At 66.7% G+C, this 15,220-nt stretch carries 17 protein-coding genes; all 17 read right to left on the bottom strand.

Annotated elements, in window-relative coordinates; translation table 11 throughout:
* Positions 1-51: 51 nt before the first annotated feature.
* The 17 genes from ACO2RJ_RS05410 to lepB all read right to left on the bottom strand — a co-directional run bounded on the left by ACO2RJ_RS05410 (position 52) and on the right by lepB (position 15,183).
* Positions 52-603 (bottom strand): sugar O-acetyltransferase, encoded by a 552-nt coding sequence (locus ACO2RJ_RS05410; protein WP_423266961.1) that lies wholly within the window; start codon positions 601-603, stop codon positions 52-54.
* Positions 600-1,586, bottom strand: coding sequence for a lipoyl synthase (gene lipA / locus ACO2RJ_RS05405; protein ID WP_423266960.1), 987 nt, complete (start codon positions 1,584-1,586; stop codon positions 600-602). Before lipA ends, ACO2RJ_RS05410 begins: the two co-directional genes overlap by 4 nt.
* 164 nt (positions 1,587-1,750) lie before the next feature.
* On the bottom strand, positions 1,751-2,014 hold the full coding sequence (locus ACO2RJ_RS05400) for a GlsB/YeaQ/YmgE family stress response membrane protein (protein WP_423266959.1): 264 nt from the start codon (positions 2,012-2,014) through the stop codon (positions 1,751-1,753).
* Positions 2,015-2,101: 87 nt separating this feature from the next.
* On the bottom strand, positions 2,102-3,541 hold the full coding sequence (lpdA, locus tag ACO2RJ_RS05395; RefSeq protein ID WP_423266958.1) for a dihydrolipoyl dehydrogenase: 1,440 nt from the start codon (positions 3,539-3,541) through the stop codon (positions 2,102-2,104).
* Between the two features lie 3 nt (positions 3,542-3,544).
* Positions 3,545-4,153, bottom strand: coding sequence for a nucleoside 2-deoxyribosyltransferase (locus ACO2RJ_RS05390; protein ID WP_423266957.1), 609 nt, complete (start codon positions 4,151-4,153; stop codon positions 3,545-3,547).
* A gap of 15 nt (positions 4,154-4,168) precedes the next feature.
* Positions 4,169-4,549 (bottom strand): tautomerase family protein, encoded by a 381-nt coding sequence (locus ACO2RJ_RS05385; RefSeq protein WP_423266956.1) that lies wholly within the window; start codon positions 4,547-4,549, stop codon positions 4,169-4,171.
* Positions 4,549-5,952, bottom strand: a complete 1,404-nt coding sequence (locus ACO2RJ_RS05380) for a pyruvate dehydrogenase complex dihydrolipoamide acetyltransferase (RefSeq protein ID WP_423266955.1) — start codon at positions 5,950-5,952, stop codon at positions 4,549-4,551. The genes ACO2RJ_RS05385 and ACO2RJ_RS05380 overlap by 1 nt, the downstream gene beginning before the upstream one ends.
* 4 nt (positions 5,953-5,956) lie before the next feature.
* Positions 5,957-6,556 carry a Uma2 family endonuclease gene (locus ACO2RJ_RS05375; RefSeq protein ID WP_423266953.1) on the bottom strand — a complete coding sequence of 200 codons (600 nt, stop codon included), beginning with the start codon at positions 6,554-6,556 and terminating at the stop codon, positions 5,957-5,959.
* A 10-nt stretch (positions 6,557-6,566) separates the two neighbouring features.
* Complete coding sequence (locus tag ACO2RJ_RS05370; protein ID WP_423266952.1) at positions 6,567-6,875, bottom strand: DUF5076 domain-containing protein; 309 nt, start codon at positions 6,873-6,875, stop codon at positions 6,567-6,569.
* 23 nt (positions 6,876-6,898) lie between these two features.
* Entirely contained in the window at positions 6,899-7,582 is a 684-nt protein-coding gene (locus ACO2RJ_RS05365; RefSeq protein WP_423266951.1) for a hypothetical protein, read from the bottom strand.
* Positions 7,583-7,588: 6 nt separating this feature from the next.
* Complete coding sequence (locus tag ACO2RJ_RS05360) at positions 7,589-9,073, bottom strand: pyruvate dehydrogenase complex E1 component subunit beta (protein WP_423266950.1); 1,485 nt, start codon at positions 9,071-9,073, stop codon at positions 7,589-7,591.
* A 77-nt stretch (positions 9,074-9,150) separates the two neighbouring features.
* On the bottom strand, positions 9,151-10,242 hold the full coding sequence (gene pdhA / locus ACO2RJ_RS05355; RefSeq protein ID WP_423266949.1) for a pyruvate dehydrogenase (acetyl-transferring) E1 component subunit alpha: 1,092 nt from the start codon (positions 10,240-10,242) through the stop codon (positions 9,151-9,153).
* A gap of 139 nt (positions 10,243-10,381) precedes the next feature.
* Positions 10,382-10,729 (bottom strand): FtsB family cell division protein, encoded by a 348-nt coding sequence (locus tag ACO2RJ_RS05350; protein ID WP_423266948.1) that lies wholly within the window; start codon positions 10,727-10,729, stop codon positions 10,382-10,384.
* A gap of 24 nt (positions 10,730-10,753) precedes the next feature.
* Positions 10,754-12,574, bottom strand: a complete 1,821-nt coding sequence (locus ACO2RJ_RS05345; protein WP_423266947.1) for a potassium/proton antiporter — start codon at positions 12,572-12,574, stop codon at positions 10,754-10,756.
* A gap of 206 nt (positions 12,575-12,780) precedes the next feature.
* Positions 12,781-13,716, bottom strand: a complete 936-nt coding sequence (era, locus tag ACO2RJ_RS05340; protein WP_423266946.1) for a GTPase Era — start codon at positions 13,714-13,716, stop codon at positions 12,781-12,783.
* Entirely contained in the window at positions 13,709-14,422 is a 714-nt protein-coding gene (gene rnc, locus ACO2RJ_RS05335) for a ribonuclease III (RefSeq protein WP_423266944.1), read from the bottom strand. Before rnc ends, era begins: the two co-directional genes overlap by 8 nt.
* Positions 14,419-15,183: a signal peptidase I gene (lepB, locus tag ACO2RJ_RS05330; RefSeq protein ID WP_423266942.1), complete on the bottom strand. Its 765-nt coding sequence runs from the start codon at positions 15,181-15,183 to the stop codon at positions 14,419-14,421. The genes rnc and lepB overlap by 4 nt, the downstream gene beginning before the upstream one ends.
* Positions 15,184-15,220: the final 37 nt, after the last annotated feature.

Raw genomic sequence — 15,220 nt, 5'->3', positions numbered from 1 at the left:
TCGCGCGACTTGGTGTGTGGATGCACAAGCTAGCGTGCGGGACGCAAAGCGTCATCCTAGACGACGGGCGGGGGCGCCGGCGACCGTCGCGCCGGACGGGACGTCGCGCGTCACCACGCTTCCGGCCCCGACGATGGCGTCGTCGCCGACCGTCACGCCCGGAAGGATGAGCGCGCTGCCGCCGATCCAGACGTTGCTGCCAATCGAAACCGGCCGCCCGAACTCCAGCAGCGCCCGGCGCTGCGCGGGATCGCGCGGGTGATCGGCGGTGAGGATCTGCACCCCAGGCCCGATCTGCGCGCCGTCGCCGATCGTGACCCTCACGACGTCGAGAACGACGCAGTTGAAGTTCATGAACACGCCGGCGCCGATGCGGATGTTGTAGCCGTAGTCGCAATGAAACGGCGGTCGGATGTCCGCCCCTTCGCCGACGCTCCCAAGCTGCTCGGAGAGCAAGGCGCGGCGGTCTGCGACGGGGAGAGCGAGAGATGCGTTGTAACGGACGAGCCAGGCCATGCAGCGGGCGTAATCGGCGGCGATCTCCGGCCCCTCGGCGCGGTAGAGCTCGCCCGCGAGCATCTTGTCCTTCTCGGACCGCGTCACTCCGCGGCGATCGCAGACGGCGCTCTGCCCGCGAGCTTCGCCTGGCGCGCAGCGACCAGCTTCGTGAAGTCGTCGCCGGCATGGTGCGAGGAACGGGTCAGCGGGCTTGCCGACACCATGAGGAAGCCTTTGGCGAAGGCCATGGTCTCGTAGGACTTGAACTCGTCGGGGGTCACGAAACGCAGCACCGCGTGGTGTTTCCGGGTCGGCTGGAGATACTGTCCGATGGTCAGGAAATCGACGTCCGCCGACCGGAGGTCGTCCATCAGCTGCAGCACCTCGTTCCGCTCCTCGCCCAGCCCGACCATGATGCCGGACTTCGTGAACATCGTGGGGTCGAGCTCCTTCACGCGCTGCAACAGCCGCATGGAGTGGAAGTAGCGGGCGCCGGGACGGACGGTCAGATAGAGCGACGGCACGCATTCCAGATTGTGGTTGAACACGTCCGGCCGCGCCTCGACCACCTGCTCGAGCGCCCCGTCCTTGCGCAGGAAGTCGGGCGTCAGGACCTCGATCGTGGTGCCGGGACTGGTCGCGCGGATGGCCCGGATGACCTCGGCGAAGTGCTTCGCGCCGCCGTCCGGCAGGTCGTCGCGGTCGACCGAGGTGATCACGACGTGGTGCAGGCCGAGCTTCGCCACGGCGTCGGCGACCCGGGCCGGCTCGCCCGCGTCGAGCGCCTCGGGCATGCCGGTGCGCACGTTGCAGAAGGCGCAGGCCCGCGTGCAAGTGTCGCCCAAGATCATGAAGGTCGCGTGCTTCTTCGACCAGCACTCCCCGATGTTCGGGCAGCCGGCCTCCTCGCACACGGTGACGAGCTTGTTGTCGCGGACGATCTCCTGCGTCTCGCGATACACGGGCGAGCCCGGCGCGCGCACGCGGATCCACTCCGGCTTCTTCAGCGTCTCGCTGTCCGCGCGCCGCGCCTTCTCGGGGTGGCGCGGCCGCTCGAGCGGCCGGGTGAGATCGAGCACCGTGACCATGACGCCTAGATCGTCCCGCAGGGGCCCCGGCGCAAGCCGCGGCCAAGGCATGAAAAAGGGAGAGCGGGCCTTAGGCCTGCTCTCCCCGAAACTCTAGACGAGGCGCCGCGCCGCGTCACCCGCCGACGCGCGCCCGCACGGCGGACGCGCGCTCCGCGCAGGACTTACACCGCCGAAGGGCGGCCCTTGATCATGCGGTAGAGGAAGATCAGCAGACAGGCGCCCGCGACCGCGACGATGCACTGCCAGATCCAGCCGCCAGGAGGCACGACGCCGAGTAGACCGAGAATCGCGTTCATCACCAGGGCGCCGATGATGCCCAGAATGATGTTCATGATCAGTCCCATGTCGGACTTCATGAGTTGCTCTGCGATCCACCCGGCGATCCCGCCGATGATGATCGCCATGAACCAGCCGACGCCCGTCATAATGCCTACTCCTCATATGTCCCGTCGGCACAGAAACCCGCGACCGGCGAAAGCGGTTCCCCGTCCCAGGAATAATTTACGCGCCCGTCAGGTGTGAATGACCCGCCCATAGGCGTCCAGAACGCTCTCATGCATCATTTCGGAGAGCGTGGGATGAGGGAACACCGCGTGCATCAGCTCCTCCTCGGTGGTCTCGAGGTTCATCGCGATGACGAAGCCCTGGATCAGCTCGGTCACCTCCGCGCCCACCATATGGGCGCCGATGAGCTCGCCGGTCTCGGCGTCGAAGATCGTCTTGACCAGCCCCTCGGGCTCGCCCAGCGCGATCGCCTTGCCGTTGCCGCTGAAGGGGAAACGGCCGACCTTGACCTTCCGGCCCTGCTCCTTGGCCTTCTTCTCCGTCAGCCCGACCGAAGCGATCTGGGGCTGGCAGTAGGTGCAGCCGGGAATCTTCGCCTTGTCCATGGGATGGACGGGCAGGCCCTTGACGCCCTCGACGCAGATCACGCCCTCATGCTCGGCCTTGTGGGCGAGCATCGGCGGTCCCGCTACGTCGCCGATGGCGTAGATGCCCTTGACGTTGGTGCGTCCGAGGCCGTCGGTGACGACGCAGCCGCGCTCGGTCTTCACGCCGAGCGCCTCCAGGCCCAGATTCTCGATGTTGCCGACGACGCCGACCGCCGAGATGACGCGGTCGACCTTCAGCGTCTCGGTCTTGCCGTCGCCGGTCTCGATCGTCGCGGTGACGTCGTTCGATCCCTTGTCGAGCTTGGTGACCTTGGCGCCGGTGAGGATCCTGATCCCCTGCTTCTCGAAGCGCTTGCGGGCGTGGGCCGCGATCTCCTCGTCCTCGACGGGCAGGATCTGCGGCAGCACTTCGACGACGGTGACCTCAGCTCCCATCGTGTGGAAGAAGCTCGCGAACTCGATGCCGATGGCGCCGGAGCCGACCACCAGCAGCTTCTTCGGCAGCGTCTCCGGGACCATCGCCTCGAAATAAGTCCAGACCAGCTTCTTGTCGGGCTCGAGACCGGGCAGCACGCGCGGCCTCGCGCCGGTCGCGACGATCACGTTCTTCGCCTGGTAGGTCCCCTCCCCCAGCGCGCCTTTCGGCGGCGGCGCGGGCGGCCCGAGCACGGACTTCTTCGGCGGGGTGACCTGGACCTCGCCGGGTTTCGTCAGCGTCGCCTCGCCCCAGATCACGTCGACCTTGTTCTTCTTCATGAGGAAGCCGACGCCGCCATTGAGCTGCGCCGACACCCCCCGCGAGCGCTTCACCACCGCGGCCATGTCGAAGCCGACCTTCTCGGCCGTCAGCCCGTAGTTCTGCGGGTGCTGCAGGTAGTGGAACACTTCCGCCGAACGGAGCAGCGCCTTGGTCGGGATGCAGCCCCAGTTGAGGCAGATGCCGCCGAGATGCTCCCGCTCGATCACCGCCGTCCGAAGCCCGAGCTGTGCGGACCGGATCGCGGCCACGTAGCCGCCGGGCCCGCCGCCGATGATGAGGACGTCGTAAGGTTCGGCCATGGGTCAGCCCGCCATCCCTGATGCGTTTCGTTGGGCCGCTTGGCGGCCGGTTTGCTTGCGGGGCGCGCTCGCGACCAAAGCGAGGCAGGTCCCGAACAGCGTCAGGTCCTCGATCGGGCGTTCCGACCCTACCGCCGGCGACAGGAAGACGCCGCCTGAGGCGCGGATCGCCTCGATCAGCATGAGATTGTCGGCGAGGCCGAAATCCTCGATCGCCAGACCGTCGGCGTGGAGCGGACGGCCGTCCGGCGCCGTCGCGAGCGTTTCGCGCGCCGCGCCGGCGGCGCGCTCGAAGTAGGAAAGCGACCCGTTGGTGTAGCCGTGCACCGGCTTGCCCATCGCGAAGCCGAGGCCGACCTCGACCGCCGTGCCGGCGTCCGCGCTGAGCCCGCGAAACGGCGTGAGGTTGGCGATCACGGCGTCGGCCCGTTCGATCATCGCCACGTTCGCCGCAAAGATCGCGGCGGCGGCGTTCGGCTCGTCGTCGGCGACGGCGCCGTCAAGGGGGTACAGGCCCTCGACGCCGTGCCGCGCGCATATCGCTTTCTTGGCCTCGCCCGCGGCGAGCGCGTCGGCCAGAAACACCTCGGGGCCGGCGAGGTAGATCCTCATGGCGCCGGACTGGGGTCAGGCATACTGCGCCATGCCGTCGCCGAAGGACCAGTTCTCCTTCTTCACCTCGATCAGGTTGATCAGGACATTGCGCGGCTCCACCCCCGCCGCGGCGTGGAAGCGTTCGGCGATCGCCTTGTAGAGCGCCTTCTTCTGCTGGACCGTGCGCCCTTCGTTCGCCGTGATCTGCACGATGACGAGCCCGTCGTCATGGGCGATTCCGAGATAGCTCCGGGCATAGACGAACCCATCCCGGTCATGCTCGTGCATCACGACGAACTTGTCGTCCTCCGGGATGCCGAACGCCTCCCGCAAGGCCTCATAGGCGGCCTCGCACAAAGCATGCTTGTGCGCTTCGTTGCGGCCCCTGAGCAGGGAAATGCGAACGAGCGGCATCAGACGAGCATCCCCATCGGCTTCTCGATCAGCGTTTTGACCGTCGAGAGCAAGGTGGCGCCGAGCGCGCCGTCGACGGCGCGGTGGTCGCAGGAGAGCGTGAGGCTCATCACCGTCGCGATCTTGATCTCGTCGCCTTTCACCACCGCCCGCTTCTCGCCGCCGCCGACCGCGAGGATGGTCGCATGCGGCGGGTTGATCACGGCGGTGAAGTCCTTGACGCCGAACATGCCGAGATTGGAGACCGCCGTCGTGCCGCCCTGGTACTCCTCGGGCTTCAGCTTGCGCTCCTTGGCCCGCGCCGCGAAGTCCTTCATCTCGCGGGCGATCGCCGACAGCGTCTTGGTCTCGACGGCGCGGATGATCGGCGTGATCAGCCCGTTGCCGGGCAGCGCCACCGCGACCCCGACATCGGCGTGCTTGTGGCGGAGCATCGCGCCTTCCGTCCAGCTGACATTCGCGTCCGGCACCTGCGCGAGCGCGACGCCGAGCGCCTTGATGACCATGTCGTTGACCGAGACCTTCCAGGCCGGCTTGCCGTCCTTCTGGGGCGCGGAGGCGTTGATCTGCTCGCGCAGCTTCAGCAGCTCGTCGATGTCGCAGTCCACGGTGACGTAGAACTGCGGAACGGTCTGCCGCGCCTCCGTGAGACGGCGCGCGATGGTCTTGCGCATGCCGTCATGCGGAATCTCTTCGAAGGAGCCCGCGGGAAACAGCTTCTTGATCGCCTCGTCGGACGCGCCGGCCGCCGGGGGGGCCTTGGCCGCTGCGGCGGGGGCGGCTTCGGCGCCTTTCCCCGCGGGAGAGGGCTTCGCGCCGCCGGAGGCCTTGGCCTCCTCGACATCCGCCTTGACCACGCGGCCATGCGGTCCGGAGCCCGCGATCGCCGAGACGTCGATGCCCGCCTCCTTGGCGAGCCGGCGGGCGAGCGGCGAGGCGAACACGCGCTCGCTCTTGTCATGCCCGTTCGCGGCGGAGGCGGTCTTCGGCGCTGGCTTCGGCGCCTCGTCGCGCCTGGCCTCGCTCGGGCGCGGTGCGGGCGTCTCGCCCTTCGGCGCCTCGGACTTGGCCGACTCCGGCTTCGCCGGCTCGGATTTCGCGGGCTCCGGCGCGGCCTTGGCCTGCGGCTTGGGCGCGTCCTTGAGCGCGCTTGCGTCCTCGCCCTCTCCGAGGAGAACCGCGATCAGCTCGTTGACCGGCACGTCCGACGTGCCTTCCGCCACGACGATCTTGCCGACGGTCCCCTCGTCGACCGCTTCGACCTCCATGGTCGCCTTATCGGTCTCGATCTCGGCGATGACGTCGCCGGACTTGACCGCGTCGCCTTCCTTCACGAGCCACTTCGCGAGGTTGCCCTTCTCCATGGTCGGCGACAGCGCGGGCATCAGGATGTTCGTGGGCATGTGATCAGGCCTCGTCGGAAGGCTTCTGTGGCGTCGGTTCGTCGAACGGGAAGAGCCCGTCGAGCGGAAAGCTGACGGCGTCGAATGGAGCGACGCGAACGTCCTCGCCAGGCTCGATTGTAGCGAGGAGAAGCCACTGATCGCCAGCGTTGGCGAAGGCTTCGAGAACGCGCGAGCGGGGATCGAGCAGCCAGAGATGAGGTACGCGGGACTCGGCATAAATCCGGCGTTTTGGGCCTCGATCCAGCCGTTCGGTGGACGGAGATACGATTTCGCACACCCAGTCGGGCGCGGTCTCGACATAGGCCGTCTGGGGCGCCGTCGGCAGCCGATCGGAACGCCATCCCGCGATGTCCGGAACGACGACGTCCGCTCCCAGATGCACTTCCGGTTCGACCATGAAGACCCAGCCGCCCGGACCCCCGCGTCCGCGCTGAAACGGTCCGGTGACTTCGAAGCCGAGAAGATTGGCGGCGGTCGCATGACGCGGCGACGGCCGCGGATGCGTCTCCAGCACGCCGTCGACGATCTCCGCGACCAGATGCGGCGGGACCGCTTCGAGGTCGGCGTAGGTCGCTCGGTGGAGGGCGGGGCCGGCGCTCATGATCCTAATCCTACTGGATCGCGCTCGTTGATCCCATGTCCGTCCCGCCATCCGATTCGGCGTCAAGCATGGCCTTGTTCTTCGTAAGCGCGCCGCCCTGCGTGCCGAACCCTTTTGTCTCGAAGATCCGCGCGACGTGGCGCTCGACGTCGGTCAGGAGCGCGCCCGAGGCCGCCGGGTCGTCGAAGCCGCGCTGCAGCGAGACGCGCAGACCGTCGTCGACGATCCAGGCGCGCAGCACCTCCGTCGCCTCGGCGGACTCGTACGCGAACAGCGGAACCGCGAGCTCCTGAATGGTCAATTTGCTCGTCTCAGCCATCGTAAGTGTTCCAACGATATCATTCAAGAAGAAGGGATTTGCGGCAGATTATCCGAGGGCGGAAGAACGACACCCTCTTCGCGTGCCTGACTTCGCATTACGATCTTGAGTATTTCTTTTACCTGTTCCACAGCAGGCTTCGCTTTCTCAGCCATATCCCCTACGGCGAATGCCATATCACCCATGAACGCAAAATATCTTTCCGTGCGAGTTTTGGCTTGAAGAGATTCTTCATAAAGGGAGGCAACAAGGCCCAACATTCGGGCCTTCTTCTTTTCCCCTAAGTCAGAATCCGATATTACAATTCTAAGTCGCTCTATATGGACAATAATTTTAGCTCTCTCGTCCTCGCTAAACCTAGCTATGCCGAACTCTAGACCATCTCTACTTTCTTTCCACGACCGAATTTCGTCAGCGGCCTCACGTTCAAGTGCAGCAAGGTTATGCTTTGAAATCAAATCAGCATATTGGGTTCGGAGATGTGTAAAATCGACGGACCAAGGCTCGTTATCTAGTGGTTCTGTTGAAATATTAATCCCCGTCTCTATTATAAAGCGACGAGCTAATTTAAATGCGACCTCAAAGTCCTCAGACCCACTGAACTCCGATAATTGAGAACTGAGACGATCTAAGACTTCGCCCACCGCCAGCATCTCGTCGGAAGACAGCTCCCTAAAGACAAGCTTCACATCAATCGCCATGGTCATTCACCATCAGCGGTAGCAGACGGCCTTCGCCGCCTCGACCACCTCGGCGACGCTCGGCAGCGCCAGCTTCTCGAGATTCGCCGCATAAGGCATCGGCACGTCCTTGCCCGACACGCGCGTCACCGGCGCGTCCAGCCAGTCGAAGGCTTTCTCCATGACGCGCGCGGATATTTCCGCGCCGACGCCGGACTGCGCCCAGCCCTCCTCGACGGTGACCAGCCGGCCGGTCTTCTTGACGGACTCAACGATGGTCTCCGTGTCCATGGGCCGGATGGTCCGGAGGTCGACGACCTCGGCCTCGATCCCGTCCTTGGCGAGCTCCTCGGCGGCCTTGAGCGCGTAGGTCATGCCGATCGACCAGGCGACGATCGTCACGTCCTTGCCCGGCCTAGCGACCTTGGCCTTGCCGATCGGCACGACATAGTCGTCGAGCTTCGGCACAGGGAACGACTGGCCGTAGAGGATCTCGTTCTCGAGGAAGATCACCGTGTTCTCGTCGCGAATCGCGGCCTTGAGCAGCCCCTTGGCGTCGGCTGCGGTGTAGGGCGCGATGACCGTCAGACCCGGCACGTTCGAATACCAGGACGCGTAGTCCTGGCTGTGCTGGGCGGCGACGCGGGCCGCGGCGCCGTTCGGCCCGCGGAACACGATCGAACAGCCCATCTGGCCGCCGGACATGTACAGCGTCTTCGCCGCGGAGTTGATGATCTGGTCGATCGCCTGCATGGCGAAATTGAAGGTCATGAACTCGACGATGGGCTTCAGGCCGGCGAGCGCCGCTCCCACGCCTACGCCTGCGAAGCCATGCTCGGTGATCGGCGTGTCGATGACGCGCTCCTTGCCGAACTCGTCCAGCATGCCCTGGCTGATCTTGTAGGCGCCTTGATACTCCGCGACCTCCTCGCCCATCAGGAACACGCGGTCGTCGGCGCGCATCTCCTCGACCATCGCGTCGCGCAGGGCCTCCCGCACGGTCGTCATGACCATCTCCGTGCCTTCCGGCACGTCGGGCTCGGGCAGGACCTCGGGCTTGGGCGGGTTGGCGGCGGCGGACTGGGTGGCCTTGGCCTCGCTGACGGACTGCTTGCCGCCGCTGTCGTCCGACTTCGAACCTTCGTCGGCGGATTTCGCGGCCGCCTCGCCGGCGCCTTTCGGCTCCTCGGCCGGAGACCCCGCCTCGGGCTTAGGTTGCGCCCCTTCGCCCTTCGCCGGCGGCGGCGCGCCCTTCTCCAGCGCGCTTTGGTCCTCGCCTTCGGCCAGGATCAGCGCGATCGGCGTGTTGACCTTGACGTCCTCGGCGCCGTCCTCGATCAGGATCTTGCCGATCGTCCCCTCGTCGACCGCCTCGACCTCCATCGTGGCCTTGTCGGTCTCGATCTCCGCGATCACGTCGCCGGACTTGACCGAATCCCCCTCTTTTTTCAGCCATTTGGCGAGCTTGCCCGCCTCCATGGTCGGCGACAGCGCCGGCATGAGGACTTCGATCGGCATGGGGGACGTCCCTCTGTTGAGGCTTCTTAGATTGGCCCAGCGGAAGCGCGGGCAATACGCTCAGGCGTTCGCCGGCGTCAGCGCAGAATGTCGGTCCAGAGCTCGGACGGATCGGGCTCCGGATCGTTGGTCGCGAATTCGGCGGCGGCGTTGACGATGTCGCGCACCTCCTTGTCCACGGCCTTGAGTTCGTCCTCGGTCGCGAACTTGGCCTCGACCAGCCGCTTGCGGACCTGCTCGATCGGATCGTGGGTCTCGCGCATCTTCTGGACCTCGTCCTTCGAGCGGTATTTCGCCGGATCGGACATTGAATGGCCGCGGTAACGGTAGGTCACCATCTCCAGGATGTACGGCCCCTTGCCGTCGCGCGCGTGCTTCACGGCGCGGTCGCCGGCGGCCTTGACCGCGCGCACGTCCATGCCGTCGACCTGCTCGCCCGGAATCTCGAAGCTGAGCCCGCGGCTCGACAGGTTGGTGTTCGACGAGGCGCGCTCGACGGACGTGCCCATGCCGTATTTGTTGTTTTCAATGACGTAGACCACGGGAAGCTTCCAAAGCTTCGCCATGTTGAAGCTTTCGTAGACTTGCCCTTGGTTGGAGGCTCCGTCGCCGAAATAGGCCAGCGTTACCTTGCCGTTCTTTCTGTACTTATTAGCGAAGGCGAGGCCGGTGCCGAGCGACACCTGCGCTCCGACGATGCCGTGGCCGCCGTAGAACTGCTTCTCCACGCTGAACATGTGCATGGAGCCGCCCTTGCCCTTGGAGTAGCCGCCGCGGCGCCCCGTGAGTTCGGCCATCACGCCCTTGGGATCCATCTCGCAGGCGAGCATGTGGCCGTGGTCGCGATAGCCGGTGATGACCTGGTCGCCCTGCTCGAGCGCCATCTGCATGCCGATCACGACCGCTTCCTGCCCGATGTAGAGATGGCAGAAGCCGCCGATGAGGCCCATGCCGTAGAGCTGGCCGGCCTTTTCTTCGAAGCGGCGGATCAGCAGCATTTCGCGATGGGCGTGGAGCTCCTGCTCCTTGGTGAACTTCAGCGCCCCGTTCGCCCACGGGGCGGCCCTCGCCTTCCCCGATCCGTTCGCGGATTTCGGTTTCGGCGCGGCGTCGGGCGAGGTCGTGCGCGCGCGCTTCGTCGGCGCGGCCTTCGCGGCTGTGGCTGCCATGACTGTCCCTGTGCGTTTCGCGTCTTCTTTTATGAAAGGCTAGCGCGGGGGAGCGTCGAAAGCGAGAGGAGAGCCGCGAAGCCTCTCTCACAGATGTGCCAGATATCCGACGAAAGTCGCAAGGGCGATGACGTAGCGCTCAGCGCGGAGCGGCCATTCCCGCCGAGCGGGCCTGCACGACGCGGTCGCTCGGGCTGACCCAGCCGAGATCTTCGCGGGCCTGCTCGTCGAGCAGATCGGGGTCGAGCCGATCGGTGCTCAGCAGGTCGATGCGATGCTCTAGGCCGTCGCGGGCCTCCTTGAGCTCGGCGAGCTTCGCCGACAGGCTCTCGATCTCGACTTCCATGGTCCGACTCGCGACCAGCCCATGGGCGCCGACATAGGCCTGTTGGCCGAAATAAGCGACGGCTCCGCCGGCGACGAGCCAGAGCGTGAGCTGTGCGGCGGCCATGCGCCACTTGGTGCGGACGATCATGGGGCGGAGCATGCCGCGCCATGGTTTCCGAACCGTTTACGCCGCCCGTTCCAGCGCGCTGCGGACGACGGCGCGGAAGCGCTCGAACAGGCCCGGCGGCGGTCGCGTGTCCTCTCCCGCGTCGGGCGTGAGCGAGACCGTAGGCTCGCCCTCGTCCTCAAGGCGCAAGGCGGCGCGGACCACCCTGCCCTCGTCGACGCCGCGCACCACGAGGGTCGCGGGCCCGAACTCCAGCGCGTCGCCCACCGCCGGCTCGTTTTCGTAGCGGTTCGCGAAGATGTCGGCGACCGTCAACCCGCGTTCCTCGGCGGCCACATGGAGACCGTAGAGCTCGGCCAGCATCGCGAGCGCCGCGTCGCCGCGAAGCGGGAATTCGCCAAGAGCCGGGCGGGCCCGACCGGCCTCGGTCGACGCGAACAGGCCGTCGAGTTCGGCGACGCGCTCCGGAGCCGCGAGAAAGTAGCCGTAATCGCCGGCCTTGAGGGAGCCCGCTTCGAGGGGGTCGAGGATGCGGGTGTCGCGCACCACCATCACCGGGCGCGCCCATTTCGGAATCGAATCCCGCGCCAGGATCGGGCATTTCGGCGTGACGGCGTAGCCGACCATCTCCTGCGAGAGCTGTCCGGGAAGATCGATCTCGACCCGGTGAACCGCGCGGGACGTCTGGCGCACGGCGAGCCGGAGGCGCCGCGCCAGCGGCGCGACCGTCCAGCCCTGCACGAGGAGGGACACGATCACCACGACGAAAGCGACGTTGAAGTAAATCTCGGCGTGGGGCGCGCCCGCCAATGTCGGGATCGCCGCGAGAAAGATCGACACCGCGCCGCGCAGCCCGACCCAGCCGACGAAACCGATTTCCTTCGCCGAAAAGCCGAACGGCGCGAGACAGAGCGCGATCGCCGCAGGACGCGCTACGAAGATCAGCACGACCGCGATCGCGAGCGCCGCCGGCAGCGACGGCAGGATGTTGGACGGCGTGACGAGCAGCCCGAGCACCATGAACATCACGATCTGGCAGAGCCAGGTCACGGTGTCGTGGAAGGCGATGATGCTCGGCAGCGCCCGAACCGGGCGGTTCCCGACGATGATCCCCGCGAGATAAACCGCGAGAAAGCCCGAGCCGTGCAGCACGGCCGCGAGCGCATAGAGCGCGACGGCGCCGGCGATCACGAACAGCGGGTGCAGGCCTGAGGGAAGATCGACCCGGTTCAGCACGAAGGCGAGTGCGAAGCCGCCGGCGACGCCGGCCGCGGCGCCGATCATCGCCTCCTGCAGGAAATGGCCGACGATCGGCAGCCCCGCGCTGTCGCCGGGCGCGGAGATCAGACCGACCAGCATCACCGTCAGAAACACCGCGACCGGATCGTTGGTGCTGGACTCGATCTCGATCACGGCGCCGACGCGACGCTGCAGCTGGAGGCCGCTGGCGCGAATCAGGAAGAACACCGCCGCGGCGTCGGTCGACGCGATCATCGCGCCCACCAGGAACCCTTCGAGCCAGCTGAGATTCAGAACCCAGGCTGCGAAGACGCCGATCAGTCCGGTCGTGATCACCACGCCGAGCGTCGCCAGCGTCACGGCCGGCGCGAGCGCTCCGGACAGATGCGAGATGCGCGTTCTCAATCCGCCGTCGAACAGGATGATGGCGAGCGCGATCGAGCCGATGAGATAGGTCAGGCCGTAATTGCTGAAAGCGACGCCGCCGGGACCGTCCTGGCCGGTCAGCATGCCGATCACGAGGAAGACGAGCAGCAGCGGCGCGCCGAACCGGGACGCGACCAGGGACGATAGAATGCCGACCAGCATCAGCGCGGCGCCGAACAGCAGGATCGCGTTGACGACGCCGATATTGTCCATGCCCGCCCGCTTGAGCACCCGGTGCGGCTGCGCGGCGCCCGCGTCTTTTTGCGCGAGCGTCGTCCGAGCGCCGAAGCCTCAGAGAAGAATGACGAGATTTCACCGACGATTGGCGCGATATCAAGGCGTCGCGCGCGAGATCGCCGTTATTCCGTCAGGTGCGGCTCCAGCGCGTCAGCGGTCCGACGGCGGCGCTGGCGACGACCTCAGCCGCGCGGGAATTCCAGGCCCATCTCGCGGTAGCGTTCGGGATCGTCCGCCCAGTTCTCCCGCACCTTCACGAACAGGAAGAGGTGCACCGTGGTCTCCGCGATCTCGCCGATCTCCTTGCGCGCTTCGCTCGAAATCGCCTTCACGGTCTGGCCGCCCTTGCCGATGACGATGCGCTTCTGGGTCTCGCGCTCGACATAGATCGTCTGCTCGACGCGCACCGAACCGTCGGGCCGCGTCTCCCACTTCTCGGTCTCGACGGTCGATTCGTAGGGCAGTTCGTCGTGCAGCCGCGCAAACAGCTTCTCGCGCGTGATCTCGGCCGCGAGCGAGCGCAGCGGCACGTCGGAGATGTCGTCGGCTGGGTAGAGCCATGGGCTCTTCGGCATGTGCCCGGCGAGATACGGCGCGAGGTCGGCGACGCCATCGCCGGTCAGAGCGGAGATCATGAACACGCGGTCGAAGTTCACCCGGGCGGCGGCGTCCTGCGCGAGGGCGAGCAGCGCGTCGCGACGGATCATGTCGATCTTGTTCAGAATGAGGACCTTGCGCCGCGGCGCTTCGGCGAGCTTGTCCAGAATCGCGAGATTGCCCTCGTCCAGCCCCTTGCGGGCGTCGATCAGCAGCGCGATCACGTCCGCGTCCGCGGCGCCGCCCCAGGCGGTCGTCACCATGGCGCGGTCGAGCCGACGCTTCGGCGCGAAGATGCCGGGCGTGTCGACGAAGACGAGCTGGGCGTCGCCCTCGATGACGAGGCCGCGGATCAAAGCGCGGGTCGTCTGCACCTTGTGGCTGACGATCGAGACCTTGGCGCCGACCAGCGCGTTGACGAGCGTCGACTTGCCGGCGTTGGGCGCGCCGACGAGCGCCACGAAGCCGCAGCGCGTGTCGGCTCCGGCCTCAGGGCCCGGCATAAGTGCGTCTTCAGCCATGCTGGGCCTCCGTTAGGGCGCCGACCTCGGCCAGCATGATCTCGGCCGCGGACTGCTCGGCCGCGCGTTTGGAGCGCCCGTCGCCCTCGCGCTCGCCGCAGCCTTCGACGAATACGGAGACGCGGAATCGCGGACTGTGGTCGGGCCCCGACCGCGCGACCTCGCGATAGACGGGCGTGGCGAGCCCGCGCCCCTGGGCCCATTCCTGCAGCTCGGTCTTGGCGTCGCGCAGCGGACGCACCGGTTCAAGCATGCGAGGCCGCCAGAACCGGTCGATCACGCCGGCGGCGGCGGCGTAACCGGCGTCGAGATGCACGGCCCCGACCACCGCTTCGCAGACGTCGGCGAGGATCGCCGCCTTCTTGCGGCCGCCCGAGCTCGCCTCGCCCGCACCGAGCCGGATGTGGGGACCGAGATCCATGGCGAGCGCGACCTCGGCGCAGGCCTCGGCCCGCACGAGCTCGGCGAGGCGGCGCGACAGCTCGCCCTCGTCGGCTTTGGGAAACGTCTCGATCAGCATGCAGGACACCGCGAGGCCCAGCACCCGATCGCCGAGGAACTCCAGCCGCTGGTAGCTCCCGAGCCGACCTTCGGCGCCGGTGGCCGCGCTGATATGCGTGAGAGCGCGCTGAAGCAGCGCCGCGTCCGCGAAATGGTGGCCGAGCCGCGCTTCGAGCTCGCCGGTCGCGGGCGCGCGCCGTCTCACTCGAGCAACGTGCCGATGCGCGACCAGCGCACGGTCCATGGCCACTTCCAGAACGCCCAGGCGTGCTCCTCGCGCTCCACCGAGAAGAAGATCATCTCGGCCCGCCCGACGAGGTTTTCGGCCGGGATGAAGCCGACGGCGGACTGCACGCGGCTGTCGGTCGAGTTGTCCCGGTTGTCGCCCATCATGAAGTAATGTCCGGGCGGGACCTCGTAGACCGGCGTGTTGTCGAGGAACCCGTTCGGGTCCATGTCGAGCACTTCGTAGGAGCGGCCGTTGTCGAGCGTTTCGCGGAAGCGCGGAATCCGCCGCGTCGCGCCGCCTTCTCCTTCGATGTAGTCGTTGGGAAGCCGGACCTTGGGGACGGCCTTCCCGTTGATGTGGAGCACGCCGTCGATCATCTGGATCTTGTCGCCCGGCAAGCCGATCACGCGCTTGATGTAGTCGGTCCAGCCGTCCTTCGGCACCCACACTTTGAACACGGCGACGTCGCCGCGGGTGGGCTCGCCTTCGAGGATGCGGCCGGAGAAGATCTGGGGGCTGAACGGCAGCGAGTGATGGCTGTAGCCATAGGCGTATTTGCTGACGAAGAGGTAGTCGCCGACGAGCAGCGTGTCCTCCATCGAGCCCGACGGAATGTTGAAGGGCTGGAAGATCAGCGTGCGGATCACGACGGCGATGAGCAGCGCCTGCGCGCAGATCTTCAGCATCTCGCCGAAGCCGCCCTCGGCGTCCTGTTTCTTGTCAGCGGTTGCGCTCATGCCGATTCCGTTCGGGTTCCCGCGCCGCAGGGCGACG

It is taken from the genome of Hansschlegelia sp. KR7-227, from assembly GCF_049446035.1.
Classification (GTDB): domain Bacteria; phylum Pseudomonadota; class Alphaproteobacteria; order Rhizobiales; family Methylopilaceae; genus Methylopila.
This window is presented reverse-complemented; position numbering and strand designations above follow the sequence as displayed.